The sequence below is a fragment of the Natrinema thermotolerans genome (genome assembly GCF_031165565.1).
In the GTDB taxonomy this organism is placed as follows: Archaea; Halobacteriota; Halobacteria; order Halobacteriales; family Natrialbaceae; genus Natrinema; species Natrinema thermotolerans.
On the sequence record NZ_CP101873.1, the window covers coordinates 2,306,381 to 2,323,697 of the forward strand.

17 protein-coding genes are annotated in these 17,317 nt (G+C 67.9%); 11 read left to right on the plus strand and 6 right to left on the minus strand.

What is annotated here, in order from left to right:
• Nucleotides 1-58: 58 nt before the first annotated feature.
• Both NP511_RS11905 and NP511_RS11910 read left to right on the plus strand, forming a co-directional pair.
• The gene (locus tag NP511_RS11905; RefSeq protein ID WP_049965657.1) at nt 59-1,705 is read left to right on the plus strand and encodes a globin-coupled sensor protein; all 1,647 of its coding nucleotides are present in this window, start codon (nt 59-61) and stop codon (nt 1,703-1,705) included.
• A gap of 63 nt (nt 1,706-1,768) precedes the next feature.
• The gene (locus NP511_RS11910; RefSeq protein ID WP_049965658.1) at nt 1,769-2,884 is read left to right on the plus strand and encodes a M20 family metallopeptidase; all 1,116 of its coding nucleotides are present in this window, start codon (nt 1,769-1,771) and stop codon (nt 2,882-2,884) included.
• A gap of 27 nt (nt 2,885-2,911) precedes the next feature.
• Here NP511_RS11910 and NP511_RS11915 read toward each other — a convergent pair whose 3' ends face one another.
• The gene (locus NP511_RS11915) at nt 2,912-3,280 is read right to left on the minus strand and encodes a hypothetical protein (protein WP_049965659.1); all 369 of its coding nucleotides are present in this window, start codon (nt 3,278-3,280) and stop codon (nt 2,912-2,914) included.
• Between the two features lie 237 nt (nt 3,281-3,517).
• Here NP511_RS11915 and NP511_RS11920 point away from each other — a divergent pair, with 237 nt between their 5' ends.
• The 5 genes from NP511_RS11920 (at nt 3,518) to NP511_RS11940 (ending at nt 7,813) form a co-directional block, all read left to right on the plus strand.
• The gene (locus NP511_RS11920; protein WP_049965660.1) at nt 3,518-5,044 is read left to right on the plus strand and encodes a carboxypeptidase M32; all 1,527 of its coding nucleotides are present in this window, start codon (nt 3,518-3,520) and stop codon (nt 5,042-5,044) included.
• Between the two features lie 91 nt (nt 5,045-5,135).
• Nucleotides 5,136-5,879: an SDR family oxidoreductase gene (locus NP511_RS11925; RefSeq protein ID WP_049965661.1), complete on the plus strand. Its 744-nt coding sequence runs from the start codon at nt 5,136-5,138 to the stop codon at nt 5,877-5,879.
• A gap of 96 nt (nt 5,880-5,975) precedes the next feature.
• A complete protein-coding gene (locus NP511_RS11930; RefSeq protein ID WP_049965662.1) occupies nt 5,976-6,467 on the plus strand; it encodes a hypothetical protein in 492 nt (163 codons plus the stop codon).
• Nucleotides 6,468-6,662: 195 nt separating this feature from the next.
• The gene (truA, locus tag NP511_RS11935) at nt 6,663-7,502 is read left to right on the plus strand and encodes a tRNA pseudouridine(38-40) synthase TruA (protein WP_049965663.1); all 840 of its coding nucleotides are present in this window, start codon (nt 6,663-6,665) and stop codon (nt 7,500-7,502) included.
• Between the two features lie 74 nt (nt 7,503-7,576).
• On the plus strand, nt 7,577-7,813 hold the full coding sequence (locus NP511_RS11940; RefSeq protein ID WP_049965664.1) for a hypothetical protein: 237 nt from the start codon (nt 7,577-7,579) through the stop codon (nt 7,811-7,813).
• Here the strand turns inward: NP511_RS11940 and NP511_RS11945 are convergent.
• From NP511_RS11945 to hpt, 3 genes are all read right to left on the minus strand, one after another.
• A complete protein-coding gene (locus NP511_RS11945) occupies nt 7,810-9,123 on the minus strand; it encodes a PQQ-like beta-propeller repeat protein (RefSeq protein WP_049965666.1) in 1,314 nt (437 codons plus the stop codon). The two genes, NP511_RS11940 and NP511_RS11945, sit on opposite strands and share 4 nt — an antisense overlap.
• Nucleotides 9,124-9,275: 152 nt before the next feature.
• Nucleotides 9,276-10,685: a uracil-xanthine permease family protein gene (locus tag NP511_RS11950; RefSeq protein ID WP_049965667.1), complete on the minus strand. Its 1,410-nt coding sequence runs from the start codon at nt 10,683-10,685 to the stop codon at nt 9,276-9,278.
• Between the two features lie 173 nt (nt 10,686-10,858).
• On the minus strand, nt 10,859-11,404 hold the full coding sequence (gene hpt / locus NP511_RS11955) for a hypoxanthine/guanine phosphoribosyltransferase (RefSeq protein ID WP_049965668.1): 546 nt from the start codon (nt 11,402-11,404) through the stop codon (nt 10,859-10,861).
• Between the two features lie 155 nt (nt 11,405-11,559).
• Between hpt and pepF the strand changes: the two genes are divergently transcribed.
• From pepF to NP511_RS11975, 4 genes are all read left to right on the plus strand, one after another.
• A complete protein-coding gene (gene pepF / locus NP511_RS11960) occupies nt 11,560-13,353 on the plus strand; it encodes an oligoendopeptidase F (protein WP_049965669.1) in 1,794 nt (597 codons plus the stop codon).
• Between the two features lie 216 nt (nt 13,354-13,569).
• Nucleotides 13,570-14,802: a proteasome-activating nucleotidase Pan2 gene (gene pan2, locus NP511_RS11965; protein ID WP_049965670.1), complete on the plus strand. Its 1,233-nt coding sequence runs from the start codon at nt 13,570-13,572 to the stop codon at nt 14,800-14,802.
• Nucleotides 14,803-15,086: 284 nt separating this feature from the next.
• Nucleotides 15,087-15,566 carry a pyruvoyl-dependent arginine decarboxylase gene (locus NP511_RS11970; RefSeq protein WP_049965671.1) on the plus strand — a complete coding sequence of 160 codons (480 nt, stop codon included), beginning with the start codon at nt 15,087-15,089 and terminating at the stop codon, nt 15,564-15,566.
• Nucleotides 15,567-15,693: 127 nt separating this feature from the next.
• Nucleotides 15,694-16,092 (plus strand): DUF5811 family protein, encoded by a 399-nt coding sequence (locus NP511_RS11975; protein ID WP_049965672.1) that lies wholly within the window; start codon nt 15,694-15,696, stop codon nt 16,090-16,092.
• Nucleotides 16,093-16,126: 34 nt separating this feature from the next.
• Here the strand turns inward: NP511_RS11975 and NP511_RS11980 are convergent, their stop codons facing one another.
• Both NP511_RS11980 and NP511_RS11985 read right to left on the minus strand, forming a co-directional pair.
• The gene (locus NP511_RS11980) at nt 16,127-16,534 is read right to left on the minus strand and encodes a DUF6276 family protein (RefSeq protein WP_049965673.1); all 408 of its coding nucleotides are present in this window, start codon (nt 16,532-16,534) and stop codon (nt 16,127-16,129) included.
• Between the two features lie 43 nt (nt 16,535-16,577).
• On the minus strand, nt 16,578-17,291 hold the full coding sequence (locus tag NP511_RS11985) for a V-type ATP synthase subunit D (protein WP_006648005.1): 714 nt from the start codon (nt 17,289-17,291) through the stop codon (nt 16,578-16,580).
• Between the last annotated feature and the right edge of the window lie 26 nt (nt 17,292-17,317).

Below are 17,317 nucleotides of genomic sequence, written 5' to 3' on the forward strand. Positions count from 1 at the left end.
TTCCTATTCCGCGGGAACACTCACGGAACTTAATGGATCGACCGAACACGTTTCCCCCATGCAACCGCAGGAGACGTTCGGCCAGGGTGGACTCAACGGCTTTCTCGACGTCGACGACCTCATCGATCGGATCGGGCTCGACGAAGACGAAATCGCGTGGCGCAAGGAGTTTATCGGGTTCGACGAGGCCGACGAGCGCCGGCTGGCCGACCTCGAGCCGCTCTTGCGGGCCAATTCGGAGACGATCGCCGACGACTTCTACGACAACGTCCTCGAGTACGAGCAGACCCGAGCGATCGTCGACCGCTCGCCGAAGGGGATCGACGCGCTCAAACGGACCCAGCAGGCGTATCTCGTCTCGCTGGCGACCGGCGACTACGATCAGTCGTACTTCGAGAACCGGACCCGGATCGGCAAGCTCCACGAGATGCTCGATATGCCCCTGAAACACTACGTGGGGCAGTACGGCGTCTACTACGATCTCCTCCTGTCGCGGATGAACGAGCGCGTCCAGGCACAGGTCGTCGACGCCATCGAGGAGTGGGCCGCCGAGCGCGAGGCCGAACAGGACGGGGGCGGCCTCGGCCGGTTTGTCAGCGCACTCGGACTGGGCGGCGAGGACGGGGACAATGACGACGGCCTCGAGGAGTCGTTCGAGCGGGCCGTCAGGGACGCCATCGACGAGGGCATGATGGACGTCCTCTCGCTGTTGCGGATCATCAACCTCGATATGCAGGTCGCGACCGACACGTACGTCGACTCCTACGCCCAGCGACTCGAGGAGTCGATCGAACGCCGGAAGCGCCTCGCCGAGGAGGTCGAAACGGACGTCCAGACGCCCCTCGGAGAGCTGTACGACGCCAGTGAGGCCGTCGCGAAACGCGCCGAAGCGATCAGCGACCACACGGAGTCTCAGGCGACTGGCATCACGCAGGCCGCGCGCGAACTCGACGAGGTCAGCGCCGCCGTCGAGGAAGTCGCCAGCGTCGCCGACGAGGTCAGCGACGAGAGCGACCGGACCGAGCGCCTCGCGGCCGAGGGCGTCGAGGCGGCCGACGACGCGTTGGACGAACTCGAGGCCATCGAGGACGCGACCGACCGCGTCGCCGAGGCGGTCGACGGGCTCGCGGCCCGGACCGACCAGATCGACGAGATCGTCGATCGGCTCGACGACCTCGCCGAGCGAACGACGGTGCTGGCGGCCAACGCCAAGATCGAGTCCTCCCGGTCGGGCGATCAGGCCAGCGAGACCATGGGCGTCATCGCGGGGGAAGTGCGGTCGTTCGCCGAGCAGACGAAAGACGACCTCGCGGAGATCGAAGACGCCGTCGAAGCCGTCCGCGAGGACGCGGCGGCGACGGTCGCGACGACGGAGGAAACCGTCGCTCGCGTCGACACCGGGACCGATCGCGTTCGGGAAACGATCGACTCGCTCGAGGAGATCCACGATGCGGCCGAATCGACGGCCACCGGCATGGAAGACGTCGCGAGCGCGGCCGACCAGCAGGCCCACGGGGTCGAGACGACGGCCGAGACGCTCGCGGATCTCTCGCAGTCGGCCGATAAGGTCGCCAGCGCCGCGGAATCGGTCGCGGCGGCGAGCCAGCAACAGACCGCCAGCCTGCGCGAGGTGCGGCAGTCGGTCGCCCGGCTCACCGACGAGGAGGCCGAGCCGGAGCAACCGGTCTACGAGCGGATGGACTAACGCCCGACTGACTCGCCCGCCGGTTCCGATGCACTGAACAGCGACGCCGTCGACGGATCGGCCATGACGCTCGTCGAACTGACCCGCGACCTCGCCGCGATCCCGAGCCACGAGGACGCGACCGCCGCCGGCGACTTCCTCGAGGACTGGCTCCGCACGGAAACCGACGCGGCCGTGACTCGAGACGAGGCCGGGAACGTCATCGCCCGAACGGGAACGGGTGCGGAGACGCTGGCGCTGGTGGGCCACCACGACGTCGTGGAGCCGGCGGCGTCGCAGGTCGCGAATGCGGACTCGAACGCCGCCGGAGCCCGCCACGACGCGGGCGAGTACGTCGTCGAGGAACGCGACGGCCGGCTCTACGGCCGCGGTACGGCGGACATGAAGGGGGCACTCGCGGCCGCCCTGCTGGCTTTCCGCGAGGCCGACCCGGCCGGGGAACTCGTCTTCGCGAGTTTCGTCGGCGAGGAGGTCGGCGGCGTCGGTGCCCGATACGCGATCGACGACGGGTTCGCCCCCGACTACGCCGTGGTCGGCGAGGGCTCGACGAACTACTCCGGCCCCGACGTCACCGACGTGGCGGTCGCCCACAAGGGCCGGCGCGGGAGTACGATTACCGCCCGCGGCACCGCCGCCCACGCCAGCGAGGCCGACGCCGGCGAGAACGCCATCTATCGGGCCACTGCCGCCGTCGATCGGGTCCGCGACCTCGCGGTCCCCGCCGTCGACGTCGCGGGCGAGACCCTCGAGGGCCGGCTCACCGTCACGGAGATCGAGGGCGGATCGGCCATGAACGTCGTCCCCGCCCGCTGTGCGTGTACCGTCGACGAGCGGACGGTCCCCGGCGAGCGCGCCGACCTCGAGCGGGTCGCCGACCTCGAGGGGGTCGAGTGGACCGTCGACCAGGACCTGCCACCGATGCGTTGCGAGGACGAGGCCTTCGCCGACGCGGTGCTGGCGGCCGCCGACGGCGCGCAGGCGGGCGACCCAGCACTCGTGACGAAGCCCCACGCGACGGACGCGGGGTGGCTCTCCGCGGCCGGGACCGAGTGCGTGATCTACGGCCCCTCCGAACCCGGCGAGGCCCACACCGACGACGAGAGCGTCTCGATCGACGTCCTCGAGCGGTGTCGGGACACCTACCGGCGGGTGGCGGAGTCGTGGCCGACTGCAGCGTGACGGGGCGGGTCTCAGTGACCCCGCGGCTCAGAGCCCCGGGACCCCGACCGCCGCGAAGCCGGTGATCCCGAGCGCGGCGAGGGCGTAGAGGACGATCAGGACGGTCACCCACGCGACGAGGCCGATCATCGCCGCGGCGGTCCAGTCGCCGGGATACCGCCAGTTGATGACGCCGATATAGGCGATCAGCGCCAGGAGCGGGCCGAGGAGGGGGATCCAGCCGACGACGAAGCCGACGATCGCCCAGACGATCGCCCCGATCAACGCGGTGACGATGGCGCGGTCGTAGTCCCCGCGGCCGACGATGACCCGCGCCCCGGCGTAGATGCCGAGGGCGCCGATCAGCAGGCTCACGACGAACACGACGGCTGACGCGATTGGCGAAGCGAGGGCCATGGTGGCTCGACGTAGGTCTGGTCGGCGGAACAGTTCGCTGCTTGCACGTTCCGCATCGTTCGCATCGGTTCGCAGACGTCGGCGCACGAGGCCGGACGACGGCATCGATACCGGGTACGGACCGTCTCGAGACTCGACACCTCGAGCCGTCCCGTCCCGCTGATCGGCGGGCGCGGCCCCGGCCCGCGATGCCCGGAACCCCGACGTTGATACTGCGTCCGAGCGAACGGTACGCCCATGGCGACCGACCAGGCCGACGCGAGCGAGGCCGACACCTACGAGCAGTTCGAAACGCGAGTGCAGCGGATTTCGAACGTCGGGAACGCGGCCGGCATCCTCCGGTGGGACCAGGAAGTCGTGATGCCCGACGAGGGCACCCCGGCCCGGGCACAGCAGCTCTCGACGCTGTCCTCGCTCAGTCACGAACTCCTGACCGCCGACGAGACCGGCGAGTTGCTCGCGGCACTCGAAGACGACGATCTCGCTGACGAGCGGGCCGCGGTCGTCCGCGAGATCCGCCGCCAGTACGACCGCGAGACGAGCGTCCCACAGGACCTCGTCGAGGAGATCTCGGCGACGGCGTCGAACGCCCATCCCACGTGGAAACGGGCCAAGGAAGAAGACGACTTCGAGCAGTTCGCGCCGACGCTCGAGCAACTGGTCGACCTCAAACGCGAGTACGCGAATCACATCGATCCCGACGCCGACCCCTACGCCGTCCTCTTCGCGGACTACGAGCCCTACATCGACCTCGAGACGGCCGAACGCGTCCTCGAGCGGCTGCGCGAGACGCTCGTCCCGCTGATCGACGCCGTTCAGGACAGCGACGTCGAGCTGACGACGGACGCTTTTTCTGGGGAGTTCGACGACGACGATCAGGAGGCACTCGCCCGGGACGTGCTGGACTCGCTGGGCTACGACTGGGACCGCGGCCGGCTCGACACCGCGCCGCATCCGTTCTCCTCGGGCACGCAGTTCGACGCCCGCGTGACGACCCGCTTCGAGGAGGACGATCTGCTGGGCTCGATCACCTCGACGGTCCACGAGTTCGGCCACGCCAACTACACGCAGGGGCTGCCCGACGACGGCTACGGCACGCCGCTTGGCGAAGCGCGGGACCTCTCGGTCCACGAGTCCCAGTCGCGGCTCTGGGAGAACCACGTCGGCCGCTCGCGGCCCTTCTGGGAGCACTTCCTGCCGATCGCCCGCGAGCGCTTCCCCGAACTCGAGGGCGTGACCCCAGCGGAAGCTTACGAGTCGGCCAACCAGGTCCACGACGACAACCTCATCCGGGTCGAGGCGGACGAACTCACCTACCACCTCCACATCGTGATCCGCTTCGAGATCGAGCGGGATCTGATCCGGGGCGACCTCGAGGTCGCGGAGGTCCCGCAGGTCTGGAACGACAAGTACGAGGAGTACCTCGGCGTCCGGCCGGAGACGGACGCGGAGGGCTGTCTGCAGGACATCCACTGGTCTCACGGCGACTTCGGCTACTTCTCGACGTACTCGCTGGGCTCGGTACTCGCGGCCCAGCTATACGCCGCCGCCGAGGCCGACCGCGGCCCGTTCGACGACGCCATCCGTGAGGGCGAGTTCGACGACCTCAACGGCTGGCTCCGCGAGAACGTCCATCAGCACGGCAAGCGATACGTCACGCCCGACCTGATCGAGCGGGCCACCGGCGAGGGCCTGACCGCCGACTACTTCCTCGAGTACGTCGAGTCGAAGTACGGTGAGCTGTACGATCTCGAGGAATACTGACCCTCTTCGGCCGGACTCCGCTCCCGGCGATTCGTGCCCTCACGATCCGCGACCCTCGATTTTAGGTCGCTGCCCGTCTAGCCGTCGGACGATGTCAGCGACACTCGAGTCGAAGACGGCCATCGTCACCGGTGCGAGTTCCGGTATCGGCGCGGCGACCTGTCACGAACTCGCCGACGCCGGTGCGAACGTCGTTCTCGCGGCCCGCAGCGAGGACCGGCTGTCCGACCTCGCGGCCGATCTCGAGGCCGACCACGGCGTCGAAGCCCTCGCCGTACCGACGGATGTCCGCGAGGAGAGCGCCGTCGACGCGCTCCTCGAGGCCGCCGTCGACCGATTCGGCGGGATCGACGTGCTGGTGAACAACGCGGGACTGGCCCGAGGCAGCGACATCGAATCGATGACGACCGAGGCATACGAGACGATGCAGGAGACCAACGTCGACGGCGTCTTCTACGCGTCTCGAGCGGCGTTGCCGCACCTCCGTGAGCGTGAGGGCCACCTCGTTTTCGTCGCCAGCTTCGCCGGCCGACATCCGCGGCCGTCCAACCCGGTCTACGCGGCCACGAAGTGGTGGGTTCGGGGCTTCGCCAAGAGCCTCGCAGCCCAGGTCGGCGACGACGGCGTCGGCATCTCGATCGTCAACCCCGCCGAGGTCCGCTCGGAGTTCGGGGCGGCCGACGGCGAGAGCTTCGCCGAACGGTTCGGGGAAGGCGAGGTCAGCGAACCCGAGGAAGTCGCCGAGGCGATCCGCTTCGCCGCGAGCCGTGAGGGCTCGAGCATCAGCGAACTCGACATCAACCGCCGGGACAAGTTCGCCGACACCTTCCACTGACCGAACGCCGGCGACCGGAGCCGCCCGCGACCCGTATAAAACCGGGCTGTGAGTGCTGGGTGGGGACTCACCCGTCCCCGGCCCCCTCCCTCGAGTATGCGACTCTCCATCCCCGGCGCTCCGGGCGTCTACTTCGACACCGATGCGGAACCGCTGGCGATCAACGTCGCCATGACCGCCGCCGGCCGCCGCGCGCCGAAACCCCAGGGGTACGCCCTGCAGGCTCTGCCGTACCTCTGGTCGTTCGACGTCGACTTACGGGAGGTGCCGACCGACCACCCGATCCAGTATCTCCACCCCGAAGGCGCACGGAGTCTGGGCGACCTTTCCCGTCGCCGCGGCGTCGGCGAGGCCGGCACCGAACTCGAGTCGGTGTTGCGGTTCGTCTGGTCGGTCAATCGGGAAGTGGAGTCGGCGACCGGGCAACTGCTCGGCATGGCCGACGGCGACGACGGCGTCACCATCGAGATTCAGGACGGTACCGTCAGTGCCGCGGGCGCTCCCCTCGAGACCGACGCGTTCGACATCGATGAACCCGAATCCGATGACGTCGACGGCGGCGGGTTCGATACCGACGACGAACTGTAACTCGCCGATAGCTCCCCGAGCGACTCCGGTGGCGTCGCCGTTTGCGGCCCCTATTTTGCCGCCGGCCCGAACCGATATCACGGTCGCGGAACAGTTCGCTGGCGACTTTCGAGCGCGAGCGGTAGCCCCGGTGGTCCGCCGACCGGACACAGCGAACCGTATAACACGCTGGCCCCGCTGGATCGAATCGAGCAAATGCCACGCCGCGCGTTCCGGATCGCCTACGACGGGACCGACTATCACGGGTTTCAGCGCCAGCCCCAGCCCGACGTGCCGACCGTCGAGGACGCCATCTTCGACGCCCTCCGCGACCTCTCGGTCCTCGAGCCCGACGCCGACAAACCGGCGGGCTACGCCGCGGCCGGGCGGACCGACGCGGGCGTCTCCGCGCTCGCCCAGACGATCGCGCTCGAGGCCCCCGACTGGCTCGCGCCGCGGGCGTTGAACGGCCGGCTCCCGGCCGACATCCGGGCGTGGGCGGCGGCCGACGCGCCCCCGGACTTTCACGCGACCCACCACGCAACCCGACGGGCCTACACCTACCACCTGTACGCGCCGCTCACCGAAACGGACGGCGCGCCCGCCGTCGACGACGATCGGTTCCACGCGGCCTGCGAGGCGCTGTCCGGGACACACGACGTTCGCAATCTGACGCCGGACGATCACAACACCGAGCGCTCGCTGGCCCTCGAAGCCGAGCGGGACGGCGACTACCTCGTCCTCACGGTCGCCGCGGGCGGGTTCTCCCGCGAACTCGTCCGTCGGCTCGTCTCGCTCGCCCGCACCGTCGGGACCGGCGACGCCCCCCGCGAGAAGATCGACCGCGTCCTCGAGCCCGAGCCGCTGCCCGGCCACGAGGGGATCGCACCCGCCTCGCCGGAACCGCTCGTCCTGACCGACGTTCGATATCCCGACCTCGAGTTCGAGATCGACGATGAGGCGGCCCAGAGCGCTCGTTCGGTGTTCGATCGCCGCCGTATCGACCGGCGAACGGGCGCGCGGGTCGCCGGACAGCTCACTGACGGAATGCGGTGACCGGCGGCCACGTGGCCCTGCTCGTCGCAGCCTGCGTACCAGTGCTTTTGGCCCCCGAACGCACATCTCGGCGCATGGAACTCTCGCCGGAAGAGTACGGAACCTACTGGCGCGCGTCGATCCGCGTCGCCGCGGGCGCGCTCGTGATCTTCTTCGGGACGCGGCTGACCGCGCCGCTGCGGACCCATCCGGAGATCGGCGCGTCCGCGCTCGGCGTCGTCCTGTTCGTCTTGCTGGTCCTCGTCGGTACCTATCTCGCCACGCTCGGGCTCGCCCGCGTCGTTCGGACGGCGGTCGATGCCGAGAGTTAGGCCTCGAGCGCCCGGACCGTCCCGCTCCCGTCACCGACGACGATCGCGCCGTCCGCGACCGCCGGCGATGCGACCACGCGACTGTCGGTCGGGAGCCGCCACAGCCCCGCCCCGTCGGCCAGCGAGACGGCGACGACGCCCGCCGTGGTTCCGACGACGACCGCATCGCCCGCGATGACCGGTGACGACCAACTCGGCGCGTACTGGGCCGTCCCGGCGCTGCCGACCGATCGCGAGAGCGACTCGACTTCCTCGAGCGGGGCTCCCCATCGCTCGCTCCCATCGCTCCGATCCAGCGCGACCAGTCGCTCGTCGGAGTCATGACGCACGACCCGTTCGTCGCCGACAGCCACTGAGGGGGCCATCGGCGGGAGTTCCTGTCGGCGAACGCTCTCCCCGGTGGCCTGCAGGGACAGCGACGCAGTCCCCTTGCCGCCCCACTGGATCTCGCCGCTGTCGGCCGCCAGCGCGACCGGCGTCGCTCCCCCGACGTAGACGGCTCCGTCGACCACCGCCGGCGCGGACCGGACCGCACGCTCTGTGTCGTGGGTCCACTCGCTCGAGCCGTCGGCGGCGTCGAACGCGGCAATCCCGGCTTCCGTTCCGACGACGACGCGGCCGTCGGCGACGGCCGGGGAAGTGACCCCGCCGGCCGTCTGGCGCTGCCGTGCTAGCGACGCCCAGCCGTCGGTCGCCGGCGAGCGCCACGTCACCGCGCCGTCCGCGAGCCCGATCGCGACGAGGTCGCCGGCCGGCGTCCCAACGTACGCCGTGCCGTCGACTACGGTCGGTGAGGACGGTACTGACGGCCCGGCCTGTTGCTGTGCGGTCAGCCGAGCAGTCGTCGCACCGTCGTACGGGACGTGACGCCGGTCGTTCCCCTCGTGGTCGACGACGAGTAGCCCCTCGGCGTCGGGACAGACCACGGCGTCCTCGGCGATGGCCGGCGATCCGGTTCGGGCCCCCTCGAGGGCGACCGTCCAGCGCTCGTCGCCGTTCGAGAGATCGATCGCGGACAGCCTCGAGCCGGCCGCGAGGTAGGCCGTGCCGTCGGCGATCGCGGCCGTTCCCGGAGTGGCCGGCAGGTCGACCGTCCAGCGTTCCGCCGGCTCCTCGTCGAACCCGTCCACGTCGGCGACCGCCGCGTTGGACGGGCCGCCGCGAAACGACGGCCACGTCCCGCTTTCGGCCGCCGATCCGTTGCCGTCCCCGTTCGCTTCGTCGTCCGTTCCGTCCCCGAGACAGCCGGCCCCGAACGCGAGGGCCGCCCCGCACGTTCCGAGTACCCCGCGGCGTGATATCGGTCGCATCGTCCCCGTTTCGGGACCGATCCGTCAAAAGTAGTTCGCAGACCTGACAGTCACGCGATCGAATCAGTTCTGATGGCGGTCGGGTTCGTCGCCCGCCTGCCTTCGATCCGTCCCCGATCGCCGCAAGCACGCCGTCGAGACCGGCGCGTGGCTCAGTCGTCCACGGAGCCGGCGGGTTCGGCGTCTATGGCCTCCGAAGCCGGCTCCGAGTCGGTCGCTGGGGCGTCGAACAGCGGACTCGCCGCGCCGGGGACGAACGTGTTGAGGACCAGCGCCGACAGTGCGGTCACGATGACCGACTGTCCGAAGAACAGTTCCGCGCCGCTCGGGAGTCCCGACAGTGCCTCGGGCGTCGTCGCGACGCCGAGTCCGAGACCGAGCGAGACGGCGACGATGACCGTGTTCCGACGATCGAGGTCGACGTGCGTGACGACCAGACGGAACCCGCTGGCGGCGACCATCCCGGCCATTAGCAGGACAGCGCCGCCAAAGACCGCGCTGGGGATCGTCGTGACGGCAGCGCCGACTTTGGGACTCAGTCCGAGGACGGCGAGGAAGACGCCGCCGATGCCGACGACGTGACGGCTCATCACGCCGGTGAAGTTGACGATGCCGACGTTCTGGGAGAACGACGTGATCGGGAACGCACTGAAGACGGCGCCGATCGAACTCAACAGGCCGTCGTTGAACAGCCCGCCGCGGAACTCCTCGTTCGTCGGATTGCGCCCCTCGGCGGCCGTGACGCCGGACATGTCGCCGACGGTCTCCATCGAGGAGACGAGAAAGAGGACGGCGAAGGTGGCGATCGCGATCGGCTCGAATTCGAAGCCAAAGCGCGTCGGCGACGGGAGCGCGACCCACGCGGCGCTCCCGACGTCCGAGAAGTCGACGAGTTCGAGCCCGGTCGCGAACGTGAGAGCGATGGCGGTCACGTAGCCGACGATGATCGCAAACAGCACGGACAACAGTCGTGTGACGCCGCGCGTGAACATGTTGAGACCGACGGCGATCGCCAGCACGAGCGCGGCGAGTCCGATGTGGTGCAAAGCACCGAAGTCCGACGCGCCGACCCCGCCGGCGGCGTAGTCCATCGCGACCGGCACGAGATAGAGGCCGATGATGACGACGACGAGGCCGGTCACCAGCGGCGGGAAGAACGGCTTGATACGTTTGAACTGCCAGCCGATCAGGCCCTCGACGACGAAGCCGGTCACGAGGATCGCACCGAAGACGGCGGCCAGCCCGAAGCTAGCGCCGATATCGATCGTCGCGCCGACGAAGGTAAAACTCGAGCCCATGACGATCGGCAGCCGCGCACCGACCGGGCCGACGGTGTACGCCTGGACCATCGTTGCCAGTCCGGAAAACAGCAGGACCATCTGGACGAGGTAGGCCGCGTCGGCTTCGGCACCGACCCCGTTTGCGACGACGTACGCCACTGCCGTCGCCGGCACGATCATGACCGCGACGTGTTGCAAGCCCAGCAGGATGGACTTCGGTAACGGCGGTTTTTCGTCGACGCCGTATTCGATCCGAATGCCCCCGTCAGTTCCGTTCGACATACTATACCCACCCCGTAGCGAATCGATGTACAAAAAATCTCGTATATGCGCTTATCGAGCGGTCGATTGGGGCCGACTATACCCACAATCGTGCATATGTTTCGGGGAGCGGCGACGGGGAGCCGCCGCTACCCACTACTCTTGGAGACAACGACGGCAACCAACGGGGTCGATCAGTGAACCGTTACCTCACCGTCCTCGACGGTGATGTCGAGGAGGCTCGTCGCATCGAACTTCGTGTCATCGAGCGCGGAGTCGCCGACCTTTCGAAGGACGACCACGATGTCGACGATGTCGGCACCGATATCGTCCAGCGCGGTGCAGATGGCCGCCAGCGTGCCGCCGGTCGAGAGCATGTCGTCGACGATCAGGACGCGATCGTCCGCCTCGACGTCGTTGATGTACATCTCCGACTCCGAGTAGCCCGTCTCCTGATGCAGGGAGACCTCACCGTCGAGCCCATAGGCCCGCTTTCGGATGACGACCAACGGCACGTCGGCCTGCAGGGAGAGCGCGGTCGCGAGGTGGATGCCCATCGCCTCCGGCGCGACGATCTTGTCCACGTCGAGGTCCGCGGTTCGCATCACTTCGACGACGACCTCCCGCAACAGGGCGGGATCGAGCTGTGGGACCCCGTTGCTGATCGGATGGACGAGGTACTCGTACCCGTCCTTGTCGATGATCGGCGCGTCGTCTAACGACTCGAGGAGCCGGTTCATACTGGCGATTCGGGAAATGAGAGTGAAAAGCCGTTCGTTCTTCCGGTCGGGGCACCCGCCGCGAACGCTCGGCGGACAGGATCGGGTTGATCCCGGCTTCCCGTACCCTGAAGGGGTCCGACACGCTTTACCGCCACCGCTTCGAACGCGTGGCTATGAGTTCCGTACCCGAACGCTCGGAGGTCGACGAGCAGTATACGTGGGACCTCGAGAGCATCTACGCGACCGACGACGACTGGGAGGCGGCCTACGAGGCCGTCGCCGAGCGCGTCGACGACCTCGAGGCTTACGAGGGACAGGTCACCGACGACGCCGAGACCCTCCTCGAGACCCTCGAGTTACGCGACGAGATCATGCGCGAGGTGTCGACGGTCTCGGCCTACGCCCGGATGCGCCGCGACGAGGACACGACGAACCAGCAGTACCAGGCCCTGACCGCCCGTGCCCAGTCGCTGGCGGCCGACGCCCAGTCCGCCGCCTCCTTTATCGAACCCGAACTCCAGGACCTGACTCGCGAGGCCTTCGACGAGCTGGTCGACGAGGAACCGTCCCTCGAGACCTACGACCACTACGTCGACGACGTTCTCCGGATGAAACCCCACACGCGCTCGGCCGAGGTCGAGGCGCTGTTGGCCGACCTGAGCGAGGTGACCGGGGCGACCGGCGAGGTCTACAACATGCTCTCGAACGCGGACATGGCGTTCCCGACCGTCGAGGATCCCGAGGGCGAGGCCGTCGAGATCACCCAGAGCAACTTCACGAACCTCCTCAAACGGCCCGACCGCGACTTTCGCAAACGGGTCTACGAGGGCTACTTCGACGAGTGGGAGTCGGTTCGCAACACCGTTGCGGCCAGCTACAAGAACAGCGTCAAGGCCGACGTCAAGACCGCTCGAGCGCGCAACTACGACACCGCCCGTGAGGCTGCCCTCGACGGGCCGAACGTCCCCGTCGAGGTCTACGACACGCTCGTCGATACCGTCCACGACAACCTCGACAAGCTCCACCACCACGCCGAACTCAAAGAGCGGGCGCTCGGCGTCGACGATCTGCAGATGTGGGACCTCTACATGCCGCTGACCGGCGACGAGGGCCCCGACCTCGAGTACGACCAGGCCACCGAGTACGTCGTCGACGCGCTCGCGCCGCTCGGTGAGGAGTACCAGTCCCGCGTCGCGGACGGCCTCGACTCCCAGTGGATCGACGTCTACGAGAACGAGGGCAAACAGTCGGGTGCCTACTCCGGCGGCACCTACGACACCCAGCCGTTCATCCTCCTGAACTACCAGCAGGACATCGCCTCGATGTACACGCTGGCCCACGAACTCGGCCACTCGATGCACTCGGAACTCACGAAGGACGAACAGCCCTACATCTACTCGAACTACGAGATCTTCGTGGCCGAGGTCGCCAGTACGGTCAACGAGGCCCTGTTGACCAACCACCTGCTGGAAACCGTCGACGACCCCGAGTTCCGCAAGCACGTCCTGAACGAGTTCTTAGAGCGGGTTCGCTCGACCCTCTATCGGCAGACCCTCTTCGCCGAGTTCGAACACGAAACCCACCGCCTCGAGGAGGCGGGCGAGCCCCTGACCGCGGACCGACTGGACGACCTCTACCGCGGGCTCAAGGCGGACTACTACGAACCCGCCGAGATCGATGATCGCATCGCCCGCGAGTGGATGCGAATCCCCCACTTCTATCGGGCCTTCTACGTCTACCAGTACGCCACCGGCATCTCGGCGGCGCTGGCGATCGTCGACGACGTTCTCGAGAACGGCCAATCCGCCGCCGAGGACTACCTCGAGTTCCTCCGGCACGGCTCCCGGGAGTACCCCCTCGACCTCCTGCGGATCGCCGGCGTCGATATGAGTTCCTCGGCCCCGATCGATCGCGCCCTCGAGACCTACGGCCAGCGCCTCGAGGAGTTCGAATCGCTGCTCGACTGAGACGATCCCTTCTACCGGTTTCCCGGCGACCCGCGGGACGGTTGCGGTTGTTCCGGGCATGACTTCCAGCGGTCCATGCGCGATCACCGCTTCTCACGCCGGAGGCTGCTCGGGCCGAAACCGTCAAACTGCGGGTTCTGTTTCCCAGTCGCGTCAGAAAACCCTCCGGGACCCAAAGGCACATTTACCGTCGAAATCCTATCGGCGTACATCAGGATGTCTCGAAGCCCGTCTATTCCCGACCGACCTCACCGCGATATCGACTCGGATCTCCCTGACGACGAACGGCTCGAGGCGCTTCGGGGACACTACGAGGACCTCGTCGACGTCAACGAGCAACTGTCCGACCAGCTCGACGACGCCGAGGACCGCCGCGAGCGCCTGCGGGAGAAAGTCGACCGCGTCGAACGCGAAAACGAGACGCTGAAAAGCTCCTCGCTGTATATCGCCACCGTCGAGGACGTCCTCGACGACGAGGAAGTCATCGTCAAGCAACACGGCAACAACCAGGAGGTGCTGACCGAGGTCTCTTCCCGACTCGTCGACGACCTCGAGCCCGGCGACCGCGTCGCGGTCAACGATTCCTTCGCGATCCAGACCATCCTCAACGCCGAGACCGACGCCCGCGCCCAGTCGATGGAGATCACCGAGAAGCCGGCGGTCGCCTACACGGACATCGGCGGCATCGACGAACAGGTCCGGGAGGTCCGGGAAGCCGTCGAGCAGCCCCTGGCCGAGCCCGAACTCTTCGACGAGGTCGGCATCGATCCGCCAAGCGGCGTCCTGCTCTACGGGCCGCCGGGGACGGGCAAGACGATGCTCGCGAAGGCCGTCGCCAACGAGACCGACGCCACCTTCATCAAGATGGCCGGCTCGGAACTCGTCCGGAAGTTCATCGGCGAGGGCTCGCGGCTCGTCCGTGACCTCTTCGAGATGGCCCGTGAACGCCAGCCCGCCATCATCTTCATCGACGAGATCGACGCCATCGCCACGCGTCGCACGGAGTCGAAGACCTCCGGCGACGCCGAGGTCCAGCGGACGATGATGCAACTCCTCAGCGAGATGGACGGCTTCGAGGCCCGCGGTGAGGTCCGCATCATCGCCGCGACCAACCGCTTCGACATGCTCGACCGCGCCATCCTTCGTCCCGGCCGGTTCGACCGCCTGATCGAGGTCCCCGAGCCCGACGCCGAGGGCCGCGAACAGATCCTCGAGATCCACACGCGGACCATGAACGTCTCCGACGACGTCGACTTCGCCACGCTGGCGGCCGACACCGACGGCTACTCCGGAGCCGATATCGAAAGTCTCGCCACCGAGGCCGGCATGTTCGCCATCCGCAACGACCGCGACGAGGTCTCCCATCAGGACTTCACCGAGGCCTTAGAGAAGATCGAGGAAGACGACTCGAGCGACGTGGTCTCCTCGGCCGGCTACTTCTACCAATAAGCGCGAAGTTTTGCTCTGCGGGCGCGGCTTCGCCGCGCCCGCGGCAAAAATTCGATTAAAAGCACTCCTCTTTCCTCTCCGTTCGCATTGCTCACTTCGAGTCAGTCGTCGGCCCGCTCGCTCGGCCTGTGTCCTCGCTCGCGGTGAGTGTCAGTAAACCGCCTGCCCTCCCCCGACTCGCGGAGCCCTCGGTTCTTCGGGCTCCGCTCGTGGCCACAGAACCGGTCCGTTTCCGCTCGGGTCCGGATCGCAAGCCCTTACGCTGCCCGTCTCCGAGTTCGGGTATGAGTACGATCCGAGTCGTCTGGGGTGCCGCGTCGGCGCCCACGGCGATGGCTTCCTACGACGCGGCGCTGGCCGAGGCCGGCATCGAGAACTACAACCTCGTCTCGGTCTCCTCGGTGATCCCGGCCGATGCCGAGGTCGAGGCCGTCGGCACCGCACCCGATCTCGGCCCCGCCGGCGAGCGCCTGACCGTCGTCGAAGCACGCGCTACGACCGCCGGCCCCGGCCGCGTGAGTGCGGCGCTCGCGTGGGCCCAGTCCGCCGACGACGGCCCGGGACTGTTCTACGAGACCGCCGGCGAGATGGATCGTGAAGACGTCGAGCGGGGGGTCAGGGAAGGACTGGCAGCAGGGCAGGAACTTCGCGACTGGTCGTTTGCCGACCCGCGGGTGACCGTCGAGAGTCGGCAGGCCGACTCGGGCCAGCACACGACTGCGGTCGTCCTCGCCGTGTACGGTGACAGCGAGCCGATCATCTAGTCCGGACTGTCAGTCGGTGCCGGGACACTCCCGTAGGTAGCCGGGAACCGCGACACCAGCCCCACGGGATTGTCCCAAAGCGAACCCTTTTGACCGGTCGGCTCGTTGCTACTGGCACACACTTCTCATGAACGGAAACACGCCGTACGCAGGGCTACCGGGCGAGACTGGGGCTGGGCAGCGAGCCGCGGCGGACGTTCCGGACCTCTCGAACGCGCAAAAGCGGCTCCTCCACCGCGACGTCTCGCGGATCGCCGCCCGCACGCGGGAGTTTCTTCCCAACGAATACGTCGTCGATTCGAATATCTCGAGCGGGATGAGCGGCCCGCAGGTCACCGTCGCCGTTCGCCCGCCGGTCGGCCACGCCGTCTCCGCCGGCTTCACGCCCGATCTAGAGGACGCGGCCGCCGCCGAGGAGGCCATCACCGCGGACGAACGCGACGAGGTCGCCCGCGGACTGGCCGCAAGCGCTGCCTTGCAGGTCAAACAGGCCGTCAGCAACAACGTCACGCCGACCGGGAAGTAGTCAGTCGATCCGCACGCGCCCGTTTTCGCCGCCGTCAGTACAGCAGTTCCTCGAGCTGGTGGCGTCGCCGCTCGAGGTCGATCACGGGCTCGACCGATGGGTCCGCGACGAGGCGATCGAGGACGAGCAGCGGGTCCGTCCCGGCCCGTTCGACCGACTCGAGGAGTTCCTCGATGGCAGCGCGGTTCGTCGCGAGCGAGGAACACAGCCCGATCGCAAGCACCAGCGGGACGGCGCCCTCGGGATCGGTCGGGAACGCGTCGCTGATCCGCGAGACGTCGGTGTCGTTGTCCGCGGCCGCCGCGGCTCCGTCGTCGATCGGCTCGAGCGTCAGACAGCGTGGACAAACGGCAACGGTTGCGGCCGTCTCGGGAACATAGTCGCGGTACTCGGCGGGGACGGCCATCGAAAGCGTCGGCGTGTCACACTCGGGACAGTTCATCGGTCAGGGAAGAGAGGGCTGCAAACGCGACGGCCCGGCGGAGTCAGTCGTCCGCGGTTGCCTGCTCGAGTTCGTCGTCCGCTTCGGCCTCGGCTTCGGCGGCCGCTTCGGCCTCCCGCTCGGCGGCTTCCTCGGCTTCTTTCTTCTCCTTGATCTTCTTCAGGCGGAACGTCTCCTCGCGTTCCTGTTCCTCGAGTTTCTGCTCGATGTACTCCTGGTTCTCGTAGAGTTCGGGCAGGAGCTTGAACTCGAGGGCGTTGACGCGGCGCTTGGTGGTCTCGATCTCGCGGAGCATCTTCTTCATCGCCGTCTCGACCTCGGCGGCGAGGATGATGCTCTCTAAGAGGTCCTCGTAGGCCTCGGCGGCCTCGTCGATGCGGGCGGAGGTCCCCATGATCCCGTAGCCGCGCTGATCGAGGCTCTTGGTCACCTTGGAGGACTCGATCTGGGGGACGACGACGCCCATGATGTTCTTCGATTCGGTGGTGATCTCGGGGTGTTCCTGCAGCGCCGCCGCGGCACCGCGGACCGCGACGTCGCCTTCCATCGCCCGGGCCATGTTGATCTTCTTCTGGGCGTCCTCGTAGTCCTGTGCGAGGTCGCCGCGGACGTCCTGGGCCTTGTCCAGAATGTCCATGAACTCCATGATCAGCCCGTCGCGTTTCTTCTCGAGCGTGCCGTGACCCCGCTCGGAGAGCTCGATGCGATCCTCGATCGCCATCAAGTTCTTGCGGGTGGGCTTGACGTCGTTGGCCATCTTGTCGAGGGGTAACGCCCCCAGTC